The sequence below is a fragment of the Paraburkholderia sp. BL6665CI2N2 genome (assembly GCF_004366535.1).
GTDB lineage: Bacteria > Pseudomonadota > Gammaproteobacteria > Burkholderiales > Burkholderiaceae > Paraburkholderia.
In genome coordinates this window covers 2,576,013-2,592,106 of sequence record NZ_SORC01000001.1, presented here as the reverse complement: position 1 = coordinate 2,592,106, position 16,094 = coordinate 2,576,013, and the positions used below count along the sequence as shown (strand labels likewise).

Here is a 16,094-nt window from a genome sequence, read left to right as displayed (position 1 = left end):
CGGTCGCGAAGCTCGATTCAAGAGGATAGGTTACGAGACAAGGCAAGGCACTTGTGAGGATGCGTGTGCTTAGCTGCCTCACAGCGAGAGACCGATAGCAAAAAATGCTCATCACGAAGCATCAAATTGGCTTGACGTAAATCGTCAGGCCTGGTCGTGACGACAGCACCACATCTGGCATCCGTCGCAGAAATTCGGCTGCTTTTCTCCCTGGCGCTGCCACAATGACGCAGCGCTCGGCCTGCAGCAACTCTTCCGCCACCAAGAACGTGCTCCACGAGGACATCAAAGGAGCACGGATGTTTGACGTCCGAGACGCACTCGTTGATGAACTCCATGAATGCCTGGTCGAATTCCGTGTCGGCCAATTCATCTGGCTCTTGCATTGTTTGCATTTTTCGGCTCAATTGGAGTATTGGCTAAGCGTTGTGAAGATTGTGCTGGTCGTTGAGGTGTGCTCTGTGGAGGGCCTCGCCGATACGGCGAACGAGCGGCACGACCAGGGCATTGCCCATGAGCATCGCGCGCGTCACATCAGATACGCCGGGGCGAGCGGTAAAGCCGCGAGGAAATCCGTTCAACGCCTCCAACTCATCCGGTACGAGGCGTCGAAGTAGGCCCCTGGGCTCTCGAATGGCGTGCTTTGTCCGTGTCGCCGTGGTTCCGCCTTCGGACGTAATGATTGTTCTGGATGGTCGGCCTAATGGGTCCGGAAACAACATTGCGCCCTCAGAATAGTTGTAAGTAAAGCCATTAGTCGTCCGGGGGACGCTCTTAGCCGCCTTGGCGGCGCGCCACTTATCCTCGTCTTCTGGCTTGATGTAGAAGGCTCTCGGCACCGGACCGGTCTTGCTCACGATGTCCGCTAGCGTTAGAGGATGAACGTATCCGGTGAACTCGCTGAAATCATTAATGCTGGCTGCATCAACGATGAACGTTCTTACGTCCCCGTCGAGCATAAATCCACAAGTGGCGAACCTAGACTTCCCATTCGAGAGAGGCTGATAGTGCATCTGCTCATCAAACGGGTCCGAGCGCAGCTTGAGGACAGGCGCTACGCCATCCAGCGGGTTGCGTGGGGTACAAGGGAGTGCGTTGTTAAGGACTGTGCGCGCGAGCCACCCAGAATCGTTGGCCGCAAGACCTTCGTTTTGCATCCGCTGATAGATGCCGGTTGACCTGTGATAGGCGACAATAAACACGCGTCGGCGCCGTTGGGCGTTTCCGTATTCTGCTGCGTTGATGACACGCCATTCGACTGCATAGCCGAAAGAGTGCAGGGTGGACAGAATGACCGCAAAGTCCCGGCCTCGGCATGAAGCCGGACTCGAAAGTAGCCGGTCGACGTTCTCCAGAATCAAATATTTGACAGGCTCTGCGTCCTCTATCCGCTGCTGAAGCAATCTCGCGATGGCCCACCACAACACCCCTTTTCTGCCTGCAAGACCTTGCGACTTTGATAGGGGTTTTGCTACAGAAAAATCTTGACACGGAAAACCGCCTACCACTATATCTGGCGATGCTTCCCGTATTGCTTGAATACCATCTTCCGACTCAAGTACTTTGAAAATGTCCTCGTTGATGTGAGGCGCGTCGGGCCAGCGTGCCTGATAAATCTCGCTAGCGTGCTGCTTCTTCCGGGACGGCTCAAACTGGTTACTAAACACGACCCGGAATGGGTTCCCGTGTACATCTTCTAAACCAATACGGAACCCACCTACACCTGCAAATAGTTCTGCGACACGAAGCTCGTCTTTCGGATTGATATTGTTTTGCGCTGACATCCTGTTTCCCGTTGATGGTGGAAACAGGTAGAGCGAACAGGTTTTATCCTCCTATGCGAAAACATCGAAGCGTTTAAATTACGGGCTTCGGGCAGCTGCAGAACGCGAGTCTCATCGAGCGGCCGGTCGCCTTTATGGCTTGGATGCGTTCAGGTGATGAGAATCGTTGAAAACCGGTCCAAGGGTGGGAATCACAGCGTGCTCGGACTGGGTGATTGGGACGGAGAGCGCAGCGCCTCATCAAGGATTCACGTGCTGTCGCCCAATGTCCGCAATGGAATTGAATCGCTTATGCTCGATCCAGTGTTGGTGGCCGCTGTGGTGGCACGCGAGCATCTTGAGTTTGCCCATAAGCATGGCATTCTGTTCCAAGACGAGCACTACGCATTGATGGGAGCATGGGATGAGGCCCGTTGGCAAAAGACAGTAGACACCGTACAGAAAATGGTCCTTGGTACTCACGTCGACCTTGCGTCGACTATGCCCATCGAATATCTTTCGGGGAAAAAACTCATCGTTTCAAAGGTTTACTTGCATATGGACGACCATACATTGCAAGAAAGGGTTGTCGAATGTTTTGCTTTCTGAAACCCAAAAACAAGCACACAGGTGGATTAATGCGGCATGTAGCAAACACGATTCTGACGGGGTTTCCTACCTTACTTCCTAAGGATTTTCTGTCGACTCTTTCCGGTCTCCTTGATACCAATATTCACTGGACTACGGGGCATGGTCGCAAATCGCAATCTCAGGGATTGGTATCGTTCGGCGGTGCAGGGCTTTTGTTAGATAGGGTTGGCGGGAGCGACGCGTCAGCGGGACGACGCAAACGCCTGCCAATATTGCGCAACGAGCAAACAGACCGATCACGCAGGAATCGTTCGATGCGCATCTGATCGCTTTGGGGCGTCGCACGTACTTGCAGAGTCTGTCGACTCGTCTCGAATCTACTGTGCGTAGCTCCAGTCTGATCTGTCCGTCCGCTCCGGCCGACGAAGTTGAGTGCTGTCGGTCGCCGCAGTCGCGCATACCGCCCGCCGGCACTCTCTCGAATCGACATGGGAAAAATTCATATGTGTCACCAACGCCGTACGAGACAAGTCGAGCGGACCTTTCGATTGCCATTCTTATGGCGCTGGTTCAAATTCGACCACGACGTGCTCGAACACCTCGATTGCCTGCTCATTGGTTTCCAATGGTCCTGCCGCCTCTCGAAGGGTGAAGCGGGCATTGCTCTGGGCGAACTGTTGGGCAGCTTGCATCTGCTCGATATGTTCAATCGACAGCAAATATTCAGTGAATTCAATACTGTCCGCGAACATCCATGCAATGAGGAGTTGACCATTCGTGTCGGCGCCTGCCGCCTGAATAGCTCGTCCGGATATGGCCACCGTTCCACCAGCGAGCGTCAGACATTCCACGTCAGTTCCGTCAGGACGCACGCGAACTTCAATCTGAAGCTGCTGCGCAGTGTGGTCAATTTGCGTCGCTGGGACATCAGGTAGCGCAACCACGACGAACTTATCGGCTGAGCTATCTGGCGAGCGCTCAGCTCGCTCACGCATCTCAGACCGGGGCACGACGTAAGCCACTCGGTCGGGGTTGGACGTGCAGTGCTCATGAATCGCGGCAATCAATTCGTCCTTCATTCTGGGTGCAGCGCTATGGGTGCTGTACATACATTTTTGTCCTTTCGGTTGGAGCTAGTGGCGGTTCGCCGCTGGTGGACTCTGGTCGTATAGCAACCTGCTGCCGCATCGTTGTGCGCTGAGAATGCTGCGAACAATGCTGACGCGACTGCTGCTTCATTCGCGAGCGGCACGGGTGCTGTAGTTGATCAGACCGTCGTGCCTTAGAATCAAGACTATCGAATGGATTAAAAAAACTCAATAGATTATCGAAAATTTATTTTAAACGGGACGCAACGATGTCTGCGGCACAAGAAATTGAAAACATAAGAATTTATGCATCGTATGAGCTCTTCTGATTTGATAACTGTTATCAAATGAATGCCCGCCTCGGTGTGATGCTGATGGTCGTAAAAAGCCGATCAGACAAGGGTTTTCGAGAGGCCCGCCGCTTGAATTTCGTGGTGAATGACAGAGTCTGATTTTTGTATAAAAATTTAAACTGGCTTAAATACTATGTTGCCTGTTTGAAATAATCTGGTTATGATCTGCGCAATTGCTGGTGACGGCAAATCACATCGACACGATTAACGCTGATTTTATACGGTAATGGAACTTTTAAACCCTACACTGAAAATTTTCGCTGGCTACGTGAACCGCGAGCTGGCGCAATACAACTTCACCTTGATTTCGCCGTATCTCGCAGAGAGGCGCGCGCCCGGTATACGACAGGGGGTTCTGCTGGGAGTCGACGTTGTGGCAGACGTTGTTTGCACGGCAGTGAGAACCTACTCTGCTTTCACACACGAGCTGGACGACGGGCCGACGGCCACGCAGCTTGAGACCTCCGACGTTGTGGCAGGGGTTGTCTCGGGGAGCCTGGGGTCATGGGGGGGTGATTTGCGCTGTCCGCTCAGGATGGTGACGGAGAGTCTTCTGCCGGATTTGCTTCGTTACGGGACCGTCGACGCCATTGTGGCAGAGGTTGAGCGGTACCCGGGTTCGGCAGGGCGCCACATTGGCAGCAGTCCCATCGCAGCGACGTTCAATCTCGCGCACTGTCTGGAAACGATAGGGCGTTTGTCGGACGCGAAAGTGCTGTATCTGGAAACCGCAGAGCGCCTGAAGCAGGGCCATGACGTACTCGCACGGGCCTACGCCGACGCAGCTCGACGACGCGTCGAGGCGCTTCATCGCGCTGACGTGAAAGGGGGCGTTTCAGCAAAGTCCGGTGACGTGACACACAACGTATACGATCAATTAGAGCTTTCTGACGAAGATGAGGCTCTTCGACCCTTCTATAGTGGATTGCTGCGATATCTCAAGAATGCCGGCGAGAATCCAGCCACAAGCTACCCCTCGTTATTGTTTCGTGCCATGGATGAGCTGTACGAGACTGGACCGCGTCCTGGTTTCTGGAAGTCGGTGACCTCGCGCGCGATCATGAGTGTCGTCAAAACGTATGCACGAGATTTCGAGCGACAAATGACCGCGCTCTCACCCACTGAACTCGAAGAGTACGTCGCGGACCTCGAGCTCGGTTTGCAGATGAGGGTGTTCGACGAAACCTGCGCCGAGCGGCTTCTCGCGTTGACGCCAGGGGCTAGGCCAGAGACCCGAGAAGATGTTTACGAATGGCTTCTTACGGACTTCGACCGCCGGGGTGAGGAAGACAAATCGGACTATCTGGAACGGGACGGATTTAAAGGAGCCGACGCTGTCATTGCGGCGATGGCTCTCCTGTCTAACAGCACGCGAACGTCCTGAGGCCAGCGGCGCTTCGCGCGGGTCTCCCGGAGACCGTTTATTTCAACGTGGACAAGTCTGTTCATGCAGATTGTCATCGCGGGTTCGCCGATTATCACTGAGCCTATCCATCCGAGCATCGGAGATAGAGCGACGCTGGTCCGTAGTCATATCGAGCAGGTTGCGAAATACGGACCGGGCGTGACCACACTCAGGATTCGCGTTGCGCAAGGCATCGAGTTTATTTGTTGCCAGGCCAGTATGTGAACGTGCTTGCAAACGATGCGCGGTTCAGCAGCTTTTCACTAGCGCGACCACGTCTCATCGACGGAAGTATCGAACTTCATGTTCACCGAGTTCCGAGTAGCGTATGCAGCGATCTGCCGATGCGCAAGTTCAAGTGTGGCGACGTTGTCGCATGGCGAGGGCCGTTCGGCGACTTCGGATTGCGCCAGAACCAGGAAGCAGCACATGCAGTTTTCATGTGTACTGGCACTGGCTTTGCACTTGTCTGGGCGATTGTCGAGAGCATGTTATTTGAAGCCCGGTGTCAACCGATTTCGTTGTATTGGAGCGGCCGCTCGGATGCCGATCTCTACTTTCAAGGTGTAGCTCGCGAATGGACCCGGTTGCACAATAATTTCCACTTCATTCCGGTTGTGCCGCGCGGCGGGGCGGGGCATCGGAGATGCGTGCCCGGACGCGTACAGCACGCCGTCATAGCGGACGCTGTTGTGTATGCATGCGGCTTCCCTGGAATGATCGTGGATGCCCGCGAAGCGCTAACCACGCAGCGCGGGTTGCGGCCCAACGCTTTTTCGCGGATCCGTTCGGGAGTATCGAAGTCGGGTCCTCAATCAGCTCAGCCGACATCGTAAGGCCTGATATTCGAGCAGGAGTCAATGTGGAAGTCCGAACGCGCCGTACGTCAGGGACGGCGCGCCTCTGTGCTGTCTAGTCTTGCGGGCTTTTCCCGCTTGCAGCCGGCTGGCAGTAGGAATTCCAGTTCTTCCCGCGCCTGGCGCGGCAGCCGCAGGCTGGGGCGGTCTTCGTCGATTTCTTCAAGAAGATCAATCATAGCTATGGTCACGATGTTGGTGACGAGGCGCTGCAGGTGCTGGCGAAAGCTGGTACGTTAGTTACACACGAGTCCAAGCTGTTCGGGTGCTGGAGAGGCGAAGAATTTGGCGCAGCGCTGCCCGGCGCGGATGCCGGTCTGGCGCGCACTATCGCGGACAATCCGCGTCGGTGCCTCGTGCTGCAGGATTTCGAGCACACGTGGCGTGTGAAACCAATTCCGTTCACTGTCAGCATTGGCGAGGTCATACGCGAGACAGCCGAGCGTGATGTTGACGCGTTAATGAGACGCGGAGACCGAGCGAAGGAATGAGGCCGCAATCGCACTGAGGTTGGATAGTGAATCGGAATAAGCTGCTAAGTTAGGCGCATTTCTTCGAAGCATGGTCTGTTTCAGATTCGCTTTTAGATGAGCACACGCAGCGGAGATAGCATTCGCAGGCGTGGGAGGCAAACCGTAGCCGGTCTTCCTGCTACGACGCTGGTGTAACTTTCTGTAGCTTCATAATCAACCTGAGGTGCTTTTCAATCGTCCGAAGATTCTTCCGAAGCTCCATGAGATCGGCAGCATAGAGGCGGACATAAGGCTCATTGCGATATGCGGCCAGTCGCGCCTCACCGTTGCTCGGATCATCAACATGAGAACCGAGGAAGAGGGCTGAGAGAAGTTCTCGAACAGAAAGGTCGTTGCGAATCTCAAGTCTTTCAGCGTTTTCTATCAGCTTGGGCTCTCCAATCTGCTCCGAAATCTCACCAATAAGTTTCACCGCTCGATCGGAGAGGCGTCGATTGCCGAATGCCTGAACGACCGCCGCCGGTATGCGGCTGGCTTTAAGGCAGCGTGATACCTGAGTTATCGATTCGCCAATTCCACTTGCTAGCGTCGATTGGTTAATCCATAAACCTTTCGCGAGCATTGTTTTGAAAAATAGTCCTCGGTCGCGCATCGATGCTTTCGAGGATTTCATCGTCAAATAGGCTGCTCTAGCCTCTTCGCGAGACTTTTCCAGTTCCAATTCGGAAAGATCCACGTGTCCTCCAATGAAAATTATTCAAGATTTTTCGAATAAAATTTGAATTTATTCGACTATTACAAGATTTTTAAAATACAATAAGGCTTGCCAACCAGATTGGATGGTTTGCAAAAACATATCATCAATTGCAGATAACAGACGAATACTATATGTGGAGATTTGAGTGAACTAAACCGCGTTGCCTATCATTCGCCATGATGGACCAAAATATAAGCCTCGGTGCAATCCGTCGCGCAGCATGTGGCAGTTCTTGGCCAGAGTATCATTTTGGCCTTGTGGGAATTATTTACCAGCTGAGACGTTTGATGGTCTCGTCAGGAGCTTCATGATTGGATGACGGTGGCTATGCGAATGTCACAGAGACTAGGCGGGCGCGCTCATTGGAGACTGCGTCATCGAGAATCCTCCTCGACGGTGGCGCGCCTGAGAAGCTGCGCGGGAGCAGGGAAGCCAGAATACTGTGCGCTGTGGTCGTCGTTGTGTCCGAGCATGCCTGGTTTAGTCAACAGACCGCTCGGAAAGACATAGCTCGTGACACGACGCCTCGGAAATTCATGCCAGCCGATGTTGAATGCAGCAAGCTTCGGGAAAAACTGGAGTTCCTGTAGGGCAAATGGTCGTGGATCCACCACGCTATCGACTGCTACTTCCCACCACTGTCGATGTGGTCGACCAACCAAGGGACGACAATGGTCGCCATCGCGCCCATGCCGCCGTCGGCGCTGCGCTGATCCCAGATATGTCGCGCGCGATTGCGTTCATTGGAAGCACAACTGTGAAAATATGCGTTGCCGAAAGCATTGACTGTGAAGGAGCGGTAAGCCGAGCGGATCGAGATTCGCCCAAAGGTGGCCTGAAGCGGCTCTAACAAGTCTTCGCACAGGCGCTGACCGGCTGCGACTGCAAGGTCTGGATCGTCTGGCAGGTTCTGCATGCCGTGGACATTGGCGATTTCGCTGTACAGAAATTCGCGCATGAAAAAGTTCGTGGAGAGTCGGACGCGCCCAAGGGTTTCGGCGCTTCGGACCGTTTTTGATTTGTGCATAGCTAAATTCCCGCTGATAGACCGTCGGATTGCACTCCGTGCAGTTGTTTTCCGTTTGAAGTGCAGCAAGGATCGATAACCGGTCGTGAACAAAATTGCATCACTGTGTGTCAATACCCCGTCGAACGTGTCCCACTCAGCGAGGTCTGACGCATCGGATATCAGGCACAGTCATGAAGCAACCCCCACGGGGTCAAGCTTGGTAACAGATGAATCCCGCCATCGTGCATCTACAAGAATCACAGTCGTCGTGCCATGCCGATAGCGACAAAGACCAGCCATCGCAGACCAGATTGCGATAGCGGATATTGTCGACAAATCCGTTGATCTTTCCCGATTCAGGTTGAAGCATCTTCGAATGGTGGACATATGCGTCCACTTGGTCCTGCTTGAGAAAAACTTCGAAGAGTAGCCAAAACGTAGTGTTCGCCAGAGATGCTAGACGGCCGCAATGCAGTCGATCTCGATGTCGAAGTGTCCTGGCCACGCTGCCACACAAACGAAGATTCGCGCTGGCGGATCTTGCGGGAAATACCGAGCGTAGACTGAGTTGACGGTTGCGAACATCTCAACAGAGGTGCAATAAACGTTGCATTTCAGCACGTTATCAAGCGAACTGCCTGCCGTCTCGAGGCAAATTTTGATCTGCTCAAGAACAAGCTCCGTCTGTCGCTCGATTGGCGCGTCGACGACTTCACCCGTGTCAGGATCAAATGGCGGTAAACCTGAAACATACAATATGTCACCGTGCCGCGTCATAACGGAAGTCGGTGCTTTCCATCGTTCCAGGTATGTAGACAGAGGCTCAACGCGGATGATCTGGCGCTTCATGATGGAGATCCTGTTCAGATGGTGCGACGTTTCTGGAGCATACGCGAATCCTGGAGTCTTGATATGTTAATGCTGACCTGAAGATCCATGTTTCACGTTGTTGTGAAATGACAAATCACACAAAGCAAAATAGAGCACGAAGGTGAGGGCACCACCTGGGTAGAATTCGCTTTAGAGGATGCCTGTCATCCAGACGTCGGACATCATCCTCGCATGCTTGGTCGTGCAAAAGCACGAATGGTCGCGGTCCCCCGAGGTCTCGTTGCTGAAGGGGCTGTTTTCAGCCACGCTAACTATATATTCACGGGAACGCAGTGCAACGCCTTGTGGCCTGGATACCATTGTCTTGGTACATCGCAAAAGCGTGTTCGGGGAATCCGGCATATCATCTGCCAGACCTTATTGCCGGGCATTTTCTCTTATGACCAAGAGCGAGTCGAAGGATGGCGCTGTCCGGCCATCGCGTGCAACTGACGCGTTGATCGCTGCGATATTCGCATCAGGTATGGCATTCGTTGACAGTACTGTCGTCAATGTTGCTACGGCGAAACTTCAGGTCGTATTTTCCGCGACTGTAGGAGAGGTGCAGTGGGTTGTCGAAGGATATGCTTTGACGCTCTCGGCGCTTCTCTTGATTGGGGGCAGACTTGGGGACATATATGGTCACAAACGTACCTTCATCTGGGGGAGTATTCTCTTCGGCGTTTCGTCGTTTTTGTGCGGCGCATCAGGGTCACTGACGGGTCTCGTATTCGCACGGGCGGCTCAGGGAGTCGCTGCTGCATTGCTGATTCCCGGTAGTCTCGCATTGATCACCTCTGCCTATCCGCCAGCCGCGCGGGCCCGGGCTATTGGCATATGGTCTGGTACTACGGCTGTGATGGGCGCTATCGGTCCGTTTCTCGGCGGATGGGTAATCGACCATTTTTCCTGGCGAGCCGCGTTTTACATCAACCTTCCAATTGGCGTCCTTTCCGCACTTTTTGCTTTCCGAGTCGAAGAAAGTCGTGATCTGGAAGATGGGCGTATGCCAAGCTGGGCTGGAGCCGCGAGCATGGTTGCTGCCTTCGTAACTCTGACGTATTCGCTGCTCGAGGCGCAACGTGAGGGCGAGCGTGCGATGCTTGCCGCACTAGCAAGCGCCGTATTCTTTTTTCTTTTTGCTAACTGCGAGCGCCGCGCAAAGGCGCCACTGTTTCCTGCGGCGCTGTTAAAGGCACCTATGTTTGTTGGGGTGAACGTGATTACGCTGTTCCTCTACGCCGCGTTGTCTGCAACGATGTATTTTCTGCCTTTGAATCTGATCCAGGTCCAGCATTATGCGGCGTCCGAAGCGGGAGCCGCGCTCGCGCCAATGATTCTCGCGCTGTTTGTGCTGTCGCCCTGGACCGGAAGCCTGCTGCCGAGATTCGGAGCCCGCTGGTGTTTGACAGTCGGATGCTGTGTCGCGAGTGTCGGCTACCTCGGCCTATGTGTGCCTGGTGTGGGAGGGGGCTACTGGTCGACGTTCTTCGTACCGATGCTGATTCTCGGAGTGGGGATGTCTATCTGTGTATCGCCACTAACGACAACGGTCATGAATTCAGCGCCTGACAGTCAGTCAGGGATCGCTTCTGGAATCAACAACGCAATCTCGCGTATGGCGGGATTACTCGCCATTGCTGTATTTGGCCTCTTTCTGTCGCTGGCCTTCAACTATCGCCTCGATATTGCGCTGCATAAACTGCGACTCACACCTGAACTACAGGCGCAAGTCGACCAGCAAAAACCACTGCTTGCCGCTGCGCATTACGCTGCGTCGTCCGTTGAGCATGCCGTTCAGGTATCTTTCGTCGGCGCGTTCCGGCTCCTGATGGCCAGTTCCGCCGGACTGGCCCTCATGGGTGCAGCCTGTTCGTGGTGGATGCTTAGGTCCGAAGAGGCGAGAACCTGACGTTGACGAAAGCAAGGCCGACCATCCGAGAAACCAGGTATTCACGGATGAACAGAACACATCATGTCCAGAAAGCCCGGTCCGCTTCGAGACGGAACATTTGTTATCTGTGGCGATGCGACCTAACCGAGGCGCACAGGTCTTCCATCTCTATGTTTTTCGCCATGAAGCAGCTATTCCACGCGCTCGCGTAATTGTCTCGAAATGAGTTGGCCTGCACGATTCTTACGCTGCCTCTAGAATTAGAGCGAATCTCGCAACCTCAGCTTTCTGGGTATCAAATGACGTTGCGCGGCAGACAACAGGACACGGAGCAGGCATGAACCGAGAAAGTATGATACTTGGCGCTTTTTTCTTCAATCCGCAGGGCGACCATCGGATGTCATGGCGACATCCTCGTGCTCCTGGTGAAGAGATATTCGATCTCCAGTATTACCGCGATGTGGCTGCGTTGGCAGAATCTGCATGCCTTGATGCTCTCTTTATCGCTGATCATGTTGCGATGTGGGATACCTTCGAAAGCAATGTGGCTCACTATGCCAATGCTCGTCTCGAACCCATAACCTTGCTGTCTGCACTTTCCGCCGTCACACGAGACCTTGGTTTAATAAGCACGTTGTCCGCCTCGTTCAGCGAACCATACAACGTGGCTCGCATGTTTGCATCCCTGGACCATCTCAGTCACGGTCGGGCTGCGTGGAATGTCGTAACGTCAAGCATGGACGAAGAGGCAATGAATTTCGGCCGCGATTCCACCCTCGAGCACGCTCATCGGTATGAGCGTGCTACCGAGTACGTGGAAGTCGTCAAGGCGCTATGGGACAGTTGGGAAGATGGCGCGGTGCTGCTCGACCGCAAATCTGGCCTGTTCGCTGACCCCGGGAAAGTACATCGCGTTGAGCATTCAGGGCGGCATTTTTCGGTGAGAGGTCCACTCAATGTGCCTCGTCCGCCACAGGGACATCCGATTATTGTGCAGGCGGGGTCGTCCGGAGATGGCAAGAATCTGGCAGCGCGCCATGCCGATATGCATTTCTCAATGTGTCGCAGCATCGAGGAAGGGTTGGCTTACCGGAAGGATCTGAACGAGCGCCTCAGGCAGTATGGGCGCACACAGGAGAGCCTGAAAATCTTGCCCGGCATACAACCTGTTCTGGCGGCCTCTCAGGCAGAGGCAGAAGAGAAGCGTGAACTGCTCGAGTCTCTGGTGCCCGAACGCATGGGCGTGGATCTTGTATCGAGTTGGTGTCAGGTCGATCTCTCGAAAATGCCACTCGACGGACCGCTCCCAGATTTGCCCGACGAGGAAACTTATGATGGTCAGCGCAGTAACCTCGCGCGGTTGAAGTCATTCAAGGAACATAACATGACCATCCGGGAGGTTGCGCGCCTGCTCACAAACTCTGGTGCGGCACCGGTAGTGGCAGGAACCGCAGTGCAAATTGCTGATTTCATGGAAGAGTGGTTTAAGGCCGGCCTGTGCGACGGCTTCAATCTGATGTTCCCGGTCCTTGTCGAAGATATGTTTGACTTCGTGCACGGCGTGGTTCCAGAGCTCCAGCGACGCGGTCTTGCCCAAACCAGCTACCGACCTGGCACATTGCGCGACAAGCTTGGGCTGATACGTTCGCCTAATAGCCTCGCAGTTCGCTTCTGACGGACTGCACAGAGCGCCGGCGGGGCAATAGCTCTGTCGCGCCCGTATTGAACCCGGTCCGAGCACTATTTCAGAGATTTCGAGAACACTTTTTTTTCAAATGACCAAGAAAAACGATCCTTTCCATACCATCCGTGACAACGGTAACGAAATCCAGAACCACGTAATCGATGAATTCCTCTCTGGCCGGCTTTCGCGCCGGGAGCTGCTTCGTGCCGGCAGCATGCTTGGCTTGTGGACACTAGGCGGCAGCGGACTTATTGCTTCGCTCTCGTCTCAAGCAGCGAGTCCAGTTGCAGGTACGATCCGCATTGGCCATCCCATGCCGTCAGGCGCTATCGATCCGATTACGGCTTTCGACGTAGCTAGTCCGGCGCTTCTTAATCAGAGTGGTGAATATCTCGTGAACTCTGATAGTGTGGCTGCAACTCTGCGTCCCGCACTGGCATTGTCCTGGATGCCGAACAGCAAGGGTGACGTTTGGACATTCAGGCTACGTAAGGGCGTTCGCTTTCAGAACGGTCAGCTCCTAACAGCCAAAGATGTTGCAGCAACCTTCGACAGGCTGACGGACCCTGCGGCCGGCTCAGCTGCGAAGGCGACGTTTCGTGGAGTACTGTCAAAGGGCGGCACGCAGGCACGTGACGAGAACACAGTCGAATTCCATTTGGACGCTCCGAATGGATCGTTCCCGTGGTACGTCTCATCAGACACGATTAACACTGTGATTCTGCCTTTCGATTTCAAGGGCGCTTACGAGCAGTCATTTCCAGGCACTGGACCGTACAGGCTCGAGCGTTTCCAGCCACGCGTCGGAGCGACGTTCGTTCGCAACGACAACTATTGGGGCGCCAAAGCGAAAACGGAACGCCTGGAGTTCAAGTTCTACGGGGATCAGCAAGGTCAAATTCTGGCAATGCAAGGGCGCGAGGTTGACTTGCTCACGCGTTTCACCGTTCACGGCGGGCTGGCCTTGTTGAACAACGCCGAATTTAAGGTGGCAGGGACGCGGTCAAGCACGCATCGCCAGATTCACATGCGCGCGGACCAAGGTGTATTCAAGGACAAACGCATACGGCAAGCCTTAGCCCTGAGCCTGGATCGCGAAGCCATGGTGCGTGGTCTTCTGATGGGGCGAGGGGTGCCAGCAAACGATCATCCTTTCGCGCCAGTCTTTCCCACGTTTGATCCATCTGTCCCGCAAAAATCGAAAGATCTTGAGGGCGCGAAGGCGCGTCTTGCTGCCGCAGGCGTCGGTAATGGCTTCTCTGCAACGCTGACGACAGAGGCGTTCCTGGAAATGCCGGATCTGGCCGTCGTCGTGCAGAACGCTGCGAAATCGATTGGGGCGAATATTTCGCTGCGTGTCGAGTCTCAGGAGGCATACTACGGCTCAGGCACTCCGGGAAAATCGGATTGGCTCGACTCGCCGATGGGGATGACCGACTACGGGCATCGTGGCGTGCCGGACTCGTTCCTCAGAGGGCCGTTGGTGAGTGGAGGGGCCTGGAATGCTGCCCATTTCACGAATGCTCAGTACGATCAGTTGGTCGCCCGTTATACGGCCACGTTGGAGGTCCGTGAGCAGAAGGAAATCGGCGGCAAGATCGAGCGGTTGCTCACTGACGAAGTTCCGGTCGCCATTCCGTACTTTGCTGACTCGCTGATTGTTACCCGGGCGAATCTTGAAGGGGTGCGCTTCTCGGCGATGGCCCAGCTATACCTCGATCAGGCGGTGCTTTCGTAACGTCCTTCAACGCTAGCAGCATGCTGTTTGCTCATACGCGTGGGGTATTCTCGCGTTTTCCAACGGAAGAGGAGTTCGTACAGGTCTACAAAGTCCTTTCTGATGACGAGATTTCGGCACAATATCTCCAAGAATAGACTGGTGTCGAATCTTGCAATGTCACTATTCAAGACGAGCAACCGGACGTAGTCCAACCATACTTCCTACGGAGTCGATCGGGGCGGCTGCTTCGGCACGGCACAACTATAAAATCTGCGACGATGTGATTTCCAGCGCATCGTATCCATCCGGAACTAGCTGAACAGGATGCGTGAAATCGTATTACTTGAGATGTCTTTGCAAAAACTGCAGCATCAACGTAGCAATTTCATCGACTTTCTCATCGAAGGCGAAGTGGCCTGCGTCAAGCAAGTGAATTTCTGCGTCCGGTAGGTCGCGCCTGAAAGCCTTCGCTCCAGGAGCGATGAACGAGGGGTCATTGTCACCCCAGACTACCAAGGTCGGCGGCTTGTGTTCGCGCATCCAAGCCTGCCATGCCGGATACGAGGCGACATTCATTCGATAGTCGTATAGCAGCGCTCCTTGGATTTCGCGCTGACCTGGTCTCGACAAGTGAGCATACTCGTCGGTCCAGGTGTCTGGGTTGTATCGATCAGGATGAGAGCTGCGTGCTGTGTGGCGTTGCTCGGTCGCCGATAGGGACATGAATGCATCGAGTATCTCTGGGTGCGCATCAGGGCTTGACCAGTACTGAGCAATGCTAGCCCACTTGGGACCAAGTCCCTCCTTATAAGCATTCGCGTTCTGAACTACGAGAGCCTGCAGGCGTTCCGGATGCGCCGTCATGATCCGGAAACCGACAGGTCCGCCATAGTCATGCAGATAAAGACTGTATTTGTCGATGCCAAGCTGCTCGAGAAAATCGTTGGTCGTTTGTGCAAGATGATCGAAGGTATAGGCGTAAGAAGATGGTGGCGGAGCATCGCTTTGACCGAAACCTGGAAAATCGGGAGCCACCAGGTGATATTGAGTAGCGAGCAGAGGAATGAGTGTGTCGAACTCGCGCGATGAGGACGGATACCCGTGCAGGAGAACGATTGTAGGCGCGTTTTGAGGACCAGCTTCCCGATAGAAGATACGGACGCCATCGACCGTTACTTTGTGATAGGTGGTCGTAACTGAGGTTGATTCCAAGGCAGCAGCTTGCGCGCTGACCGAAAAGAATAGCGCAGCAACTGTCAAAATAATTGGAGCTTTCACGGTGGTGTTCCTTGTGGCTAGGCTTGTTTAGCTTTCTTCATATGCTGCGGTTACGTACGCACTTGCATCGCCCTTCACGCAAGCTGCCGCACATCTCTAATTCGACCAGCGGGCGAGTTGATCACAGCTCTAGTTCGTCGACGCGCTGCAACTTGTTACAAGCTCAGCGGATTTGTGTGACACGGGTGCTTTCACGCTGCTCCGCCTGGACGACAGCGGGGAACACTCCGTCGAAGGTATGGCGACGTGAACGTCGCAAAGGCGTCCACTCGTGATGACGAACTGCGCTGCGTACTACTCGATACAAATCGGATCTTTCTGACGGCGCCGCTGCGCCCAAGGGAACTGACTT

15 protein-coding genes are annotated in these 16,094 nt (G+C 54.4%); 7 read left to right on the top strand and 8 right to left on the bottom strand.

All coding sequences use genetic code 11. The features are described from left to right. Positions 1 to 17: 17 nt before the first annotated feature. Together B0G81_RS43610 and dcm are read right to left on the bottom strand one after the other, a co-directional pair. A complete protein-coding gene (locus tag B0G81_RS43610) occupies positions 18 to 395 on the bottom strand; it encodes a hypothetical protein (RefSeq protein WP_166678976.1) in 378 nt (125 codons plus the stop codon). A gap of 24 nt (positions 396 to 419) precedes the next feature. Further along, on the bottom strand, positions 420 to 1,784 hold the full coding sequence (gene dcm / locus B0G81_RS11570) for a DNA (cytosine-5-)-methyltransferase (RefSeq protein ID WP_134135458.1): 1,365 nt from the start codon (positions 1,782 to 1,784) through the stop codon (positions 420 to 422). 156 nt (positions 1,785 to 1,940) lie between these two features. On the opposite strand from dcm, the gene B0G81_RS11565 reads away from it, so the two are divergent. Next, complete coding sequence (locus B0G81_RS11565) at positions 1,941 to 2,372, top strand: hypothetical protein (protein ID WP_134135456.1); 432 nt, start codon at positions 1,941 to 1,943, stop codon at positions 2,370 to 2,372. Positions 2,373 to 2,911: 539 nt separating this feature from the next. Here the strand turns inward: B0G81_RS11565 and B0G81_RS11560 are convergent. After that, positions 2,912 to 3,463, bottom strand: a complete 552-nt coding sequence (locus B0G81_RS11560) for a hypothetical protein (protein WP_134135454.1) — start codon at positions 3,461 to 3,463, stop codon at positions 2,912 to 2,914. A gap of 558 nt (positions 3,464 to 4,021) precedes the next feature. On the opposite strand from B0G81_RS11560, the gene B0G81_RS11555 reads away from it, so the two are divergent. Together B0G81_RS11555 and B0G81_RS11550 are read left to right on the top strand one after the other, a co-directional pair. Further along, on the top strand, positions 4,022 to 5,179 hold the full coding sequence (locus tag B0G81_RS11555; protein ID WP_134135452.1) for a hypothetical protein: 1,158 nt from the start codon (positions 4,022 to 4,024) through the stop codon (positions 5,177 to 5,179). Positions 5,180 to 5,242: 63 nt separating this feature from the next. After that, positions 5,243 to 5,425, top strand: coding sequence for a hypothetical protein (locus B0G81_RS11550; RefSeq protein ID WP_134135450.1), 183 nt, complete (start codon positions 5,243 to 5,245; stop codon positions 5,423 to 5,425). A 661-nt stretch (positions 5,426 to 6,086) separates the two neighbouring features. Here B0G81_RS11550 and B0G81_RS43605 read toward each other — a convergent pair. Further along, complete coding sequence (locus B0G81_RS43605) at positions 6,087 to 6,236, bottom strand: hypothetical protein (RefSeq protein WP_166678974.1); 150 nt, start codon at positions 6,234 to 6,236, stop codon at positions 6,087 to 6,089. Between B0G81_RS43605 and B0G81_RS11540 the strand changes: the two genes are divergently transcribed. Continuing rightward, positions 6,177 to 6,548: a diguanylate cyclase gene (locus B0G81_RS11540; protein WP_134143085.1), complete on the top strand. Its 372-nt coding sequence runs from the start codon at positions 6,177 to 6,179 to the stop codon at positions 6,546 to 6,548. The two genes, B0G81_RS43605 and B0G81_RS11540, sit on opposite strands and share 60 nt — an antisense overlap. A 160-nt stretch (positions 6,549 to 6,708) precedes the next feature. Here the strand turns inward: B0G81_RS11540 and B0G81_RS11535 are convergent, their stop codons facing one another. From B0G81_RS11535 to B0G81_RS11525, 3 genes are all read right to left on the bottom strand, one after another. Next, entirely contained in the window at positions 6,709 to 7,266 is a 558-nt protein-coding gene (locus B0G81_RS11535) for a hypothetical protein (RefSeq protein ID WP_134135446.1), read from the bottom strand. A gap of 646 nt (positions 7,267 to 7,912) precedes the next feature. Beyond that, complete coding sequence (locus B0G81_RS44150; protein WP_208328527.1) at positions 7,913 to 8,245, bottom strand: hypothetical protein; 333 nt, start codon at positions 8,243 to 8,245, stop codon at positions 7,913 to 7,915. 507 nt (positions 8,246 to 8,752) lie between these two features. Further along, on the bottom strand, positions 8,753 to 9,145 hold the full coding sequence (locus B0G81_RS11525) for a RidA family protein (protein WP_134135444.1): 393 nt from the start codon (positions 9,143 to 9,145) through the stop codon (positions 8,753 to 8,755). 178 nt (positions 9,146 to 9,323) lie between these two features. On the opposite strand from B0G81_RS11525, the gene B0G81_RS11520 reads away from it, so the two are divergent. From B0G81_RS11520 to B0G81_RS11510, 3 genes are all read left to right on the top strand, one after another. After that, a complete protein-coding gene (locus B0G81_RS11520; protein WP_134135442.1) occupies positions 9,324 to 11,078 on the top strand; it encodes an MFS transporter in 1,755 nt (584 codons plus the stop codon). Positions 11,079 to 11,397: 319 nt separating this feature from the next. Next, a complete protein-coding gene (locus tag B0G81_RS11515) occupies positions 11,398 to 12,735 on the top strand; it encodes an LLM class flavin-dependent oxidoreductase (RefSeq protein WP_134135440.1) in 1,338 nt (445 codons plus the stop codon). Positions 12,736 to 12,835: 100 nt separating this feature from the next. Beyond that, positions 12,836 to 14,482 carry an ABC transporter substrate-binding protein gene (locus B0G81_RS11510; RefSeq protein WP_134135438.1) on the top strand — a complete coding sequence of 549 codons (1,647 nt, stop codon included), beginning with the start codon at positions 12,836 to 12,838 and terminating at the stop codon, positions 14,480 to 14,482. Between the two features lie 321 nt (positions 14,483 to 14,803). Here the strand turns inward: B0G81_RS11510 and B0G81_RS11505 are convergent, their stop codons facing one another. After that, positions 14,804 to 15,742 carry an alpha/beta hydrolase gene (locus tag B0G81_RS11505; protein ID WP_134135436.1) on the bottom strand — a complete coding sequence of 313 codons (939 nt, stop codon included), beginning with the start codon at positions 15,740 to 15,742 and terminating at the stop codon, positions 14,804 to 14,806. Positions 15,743 to 16,094: the final 352 nt, after the last annotated feature.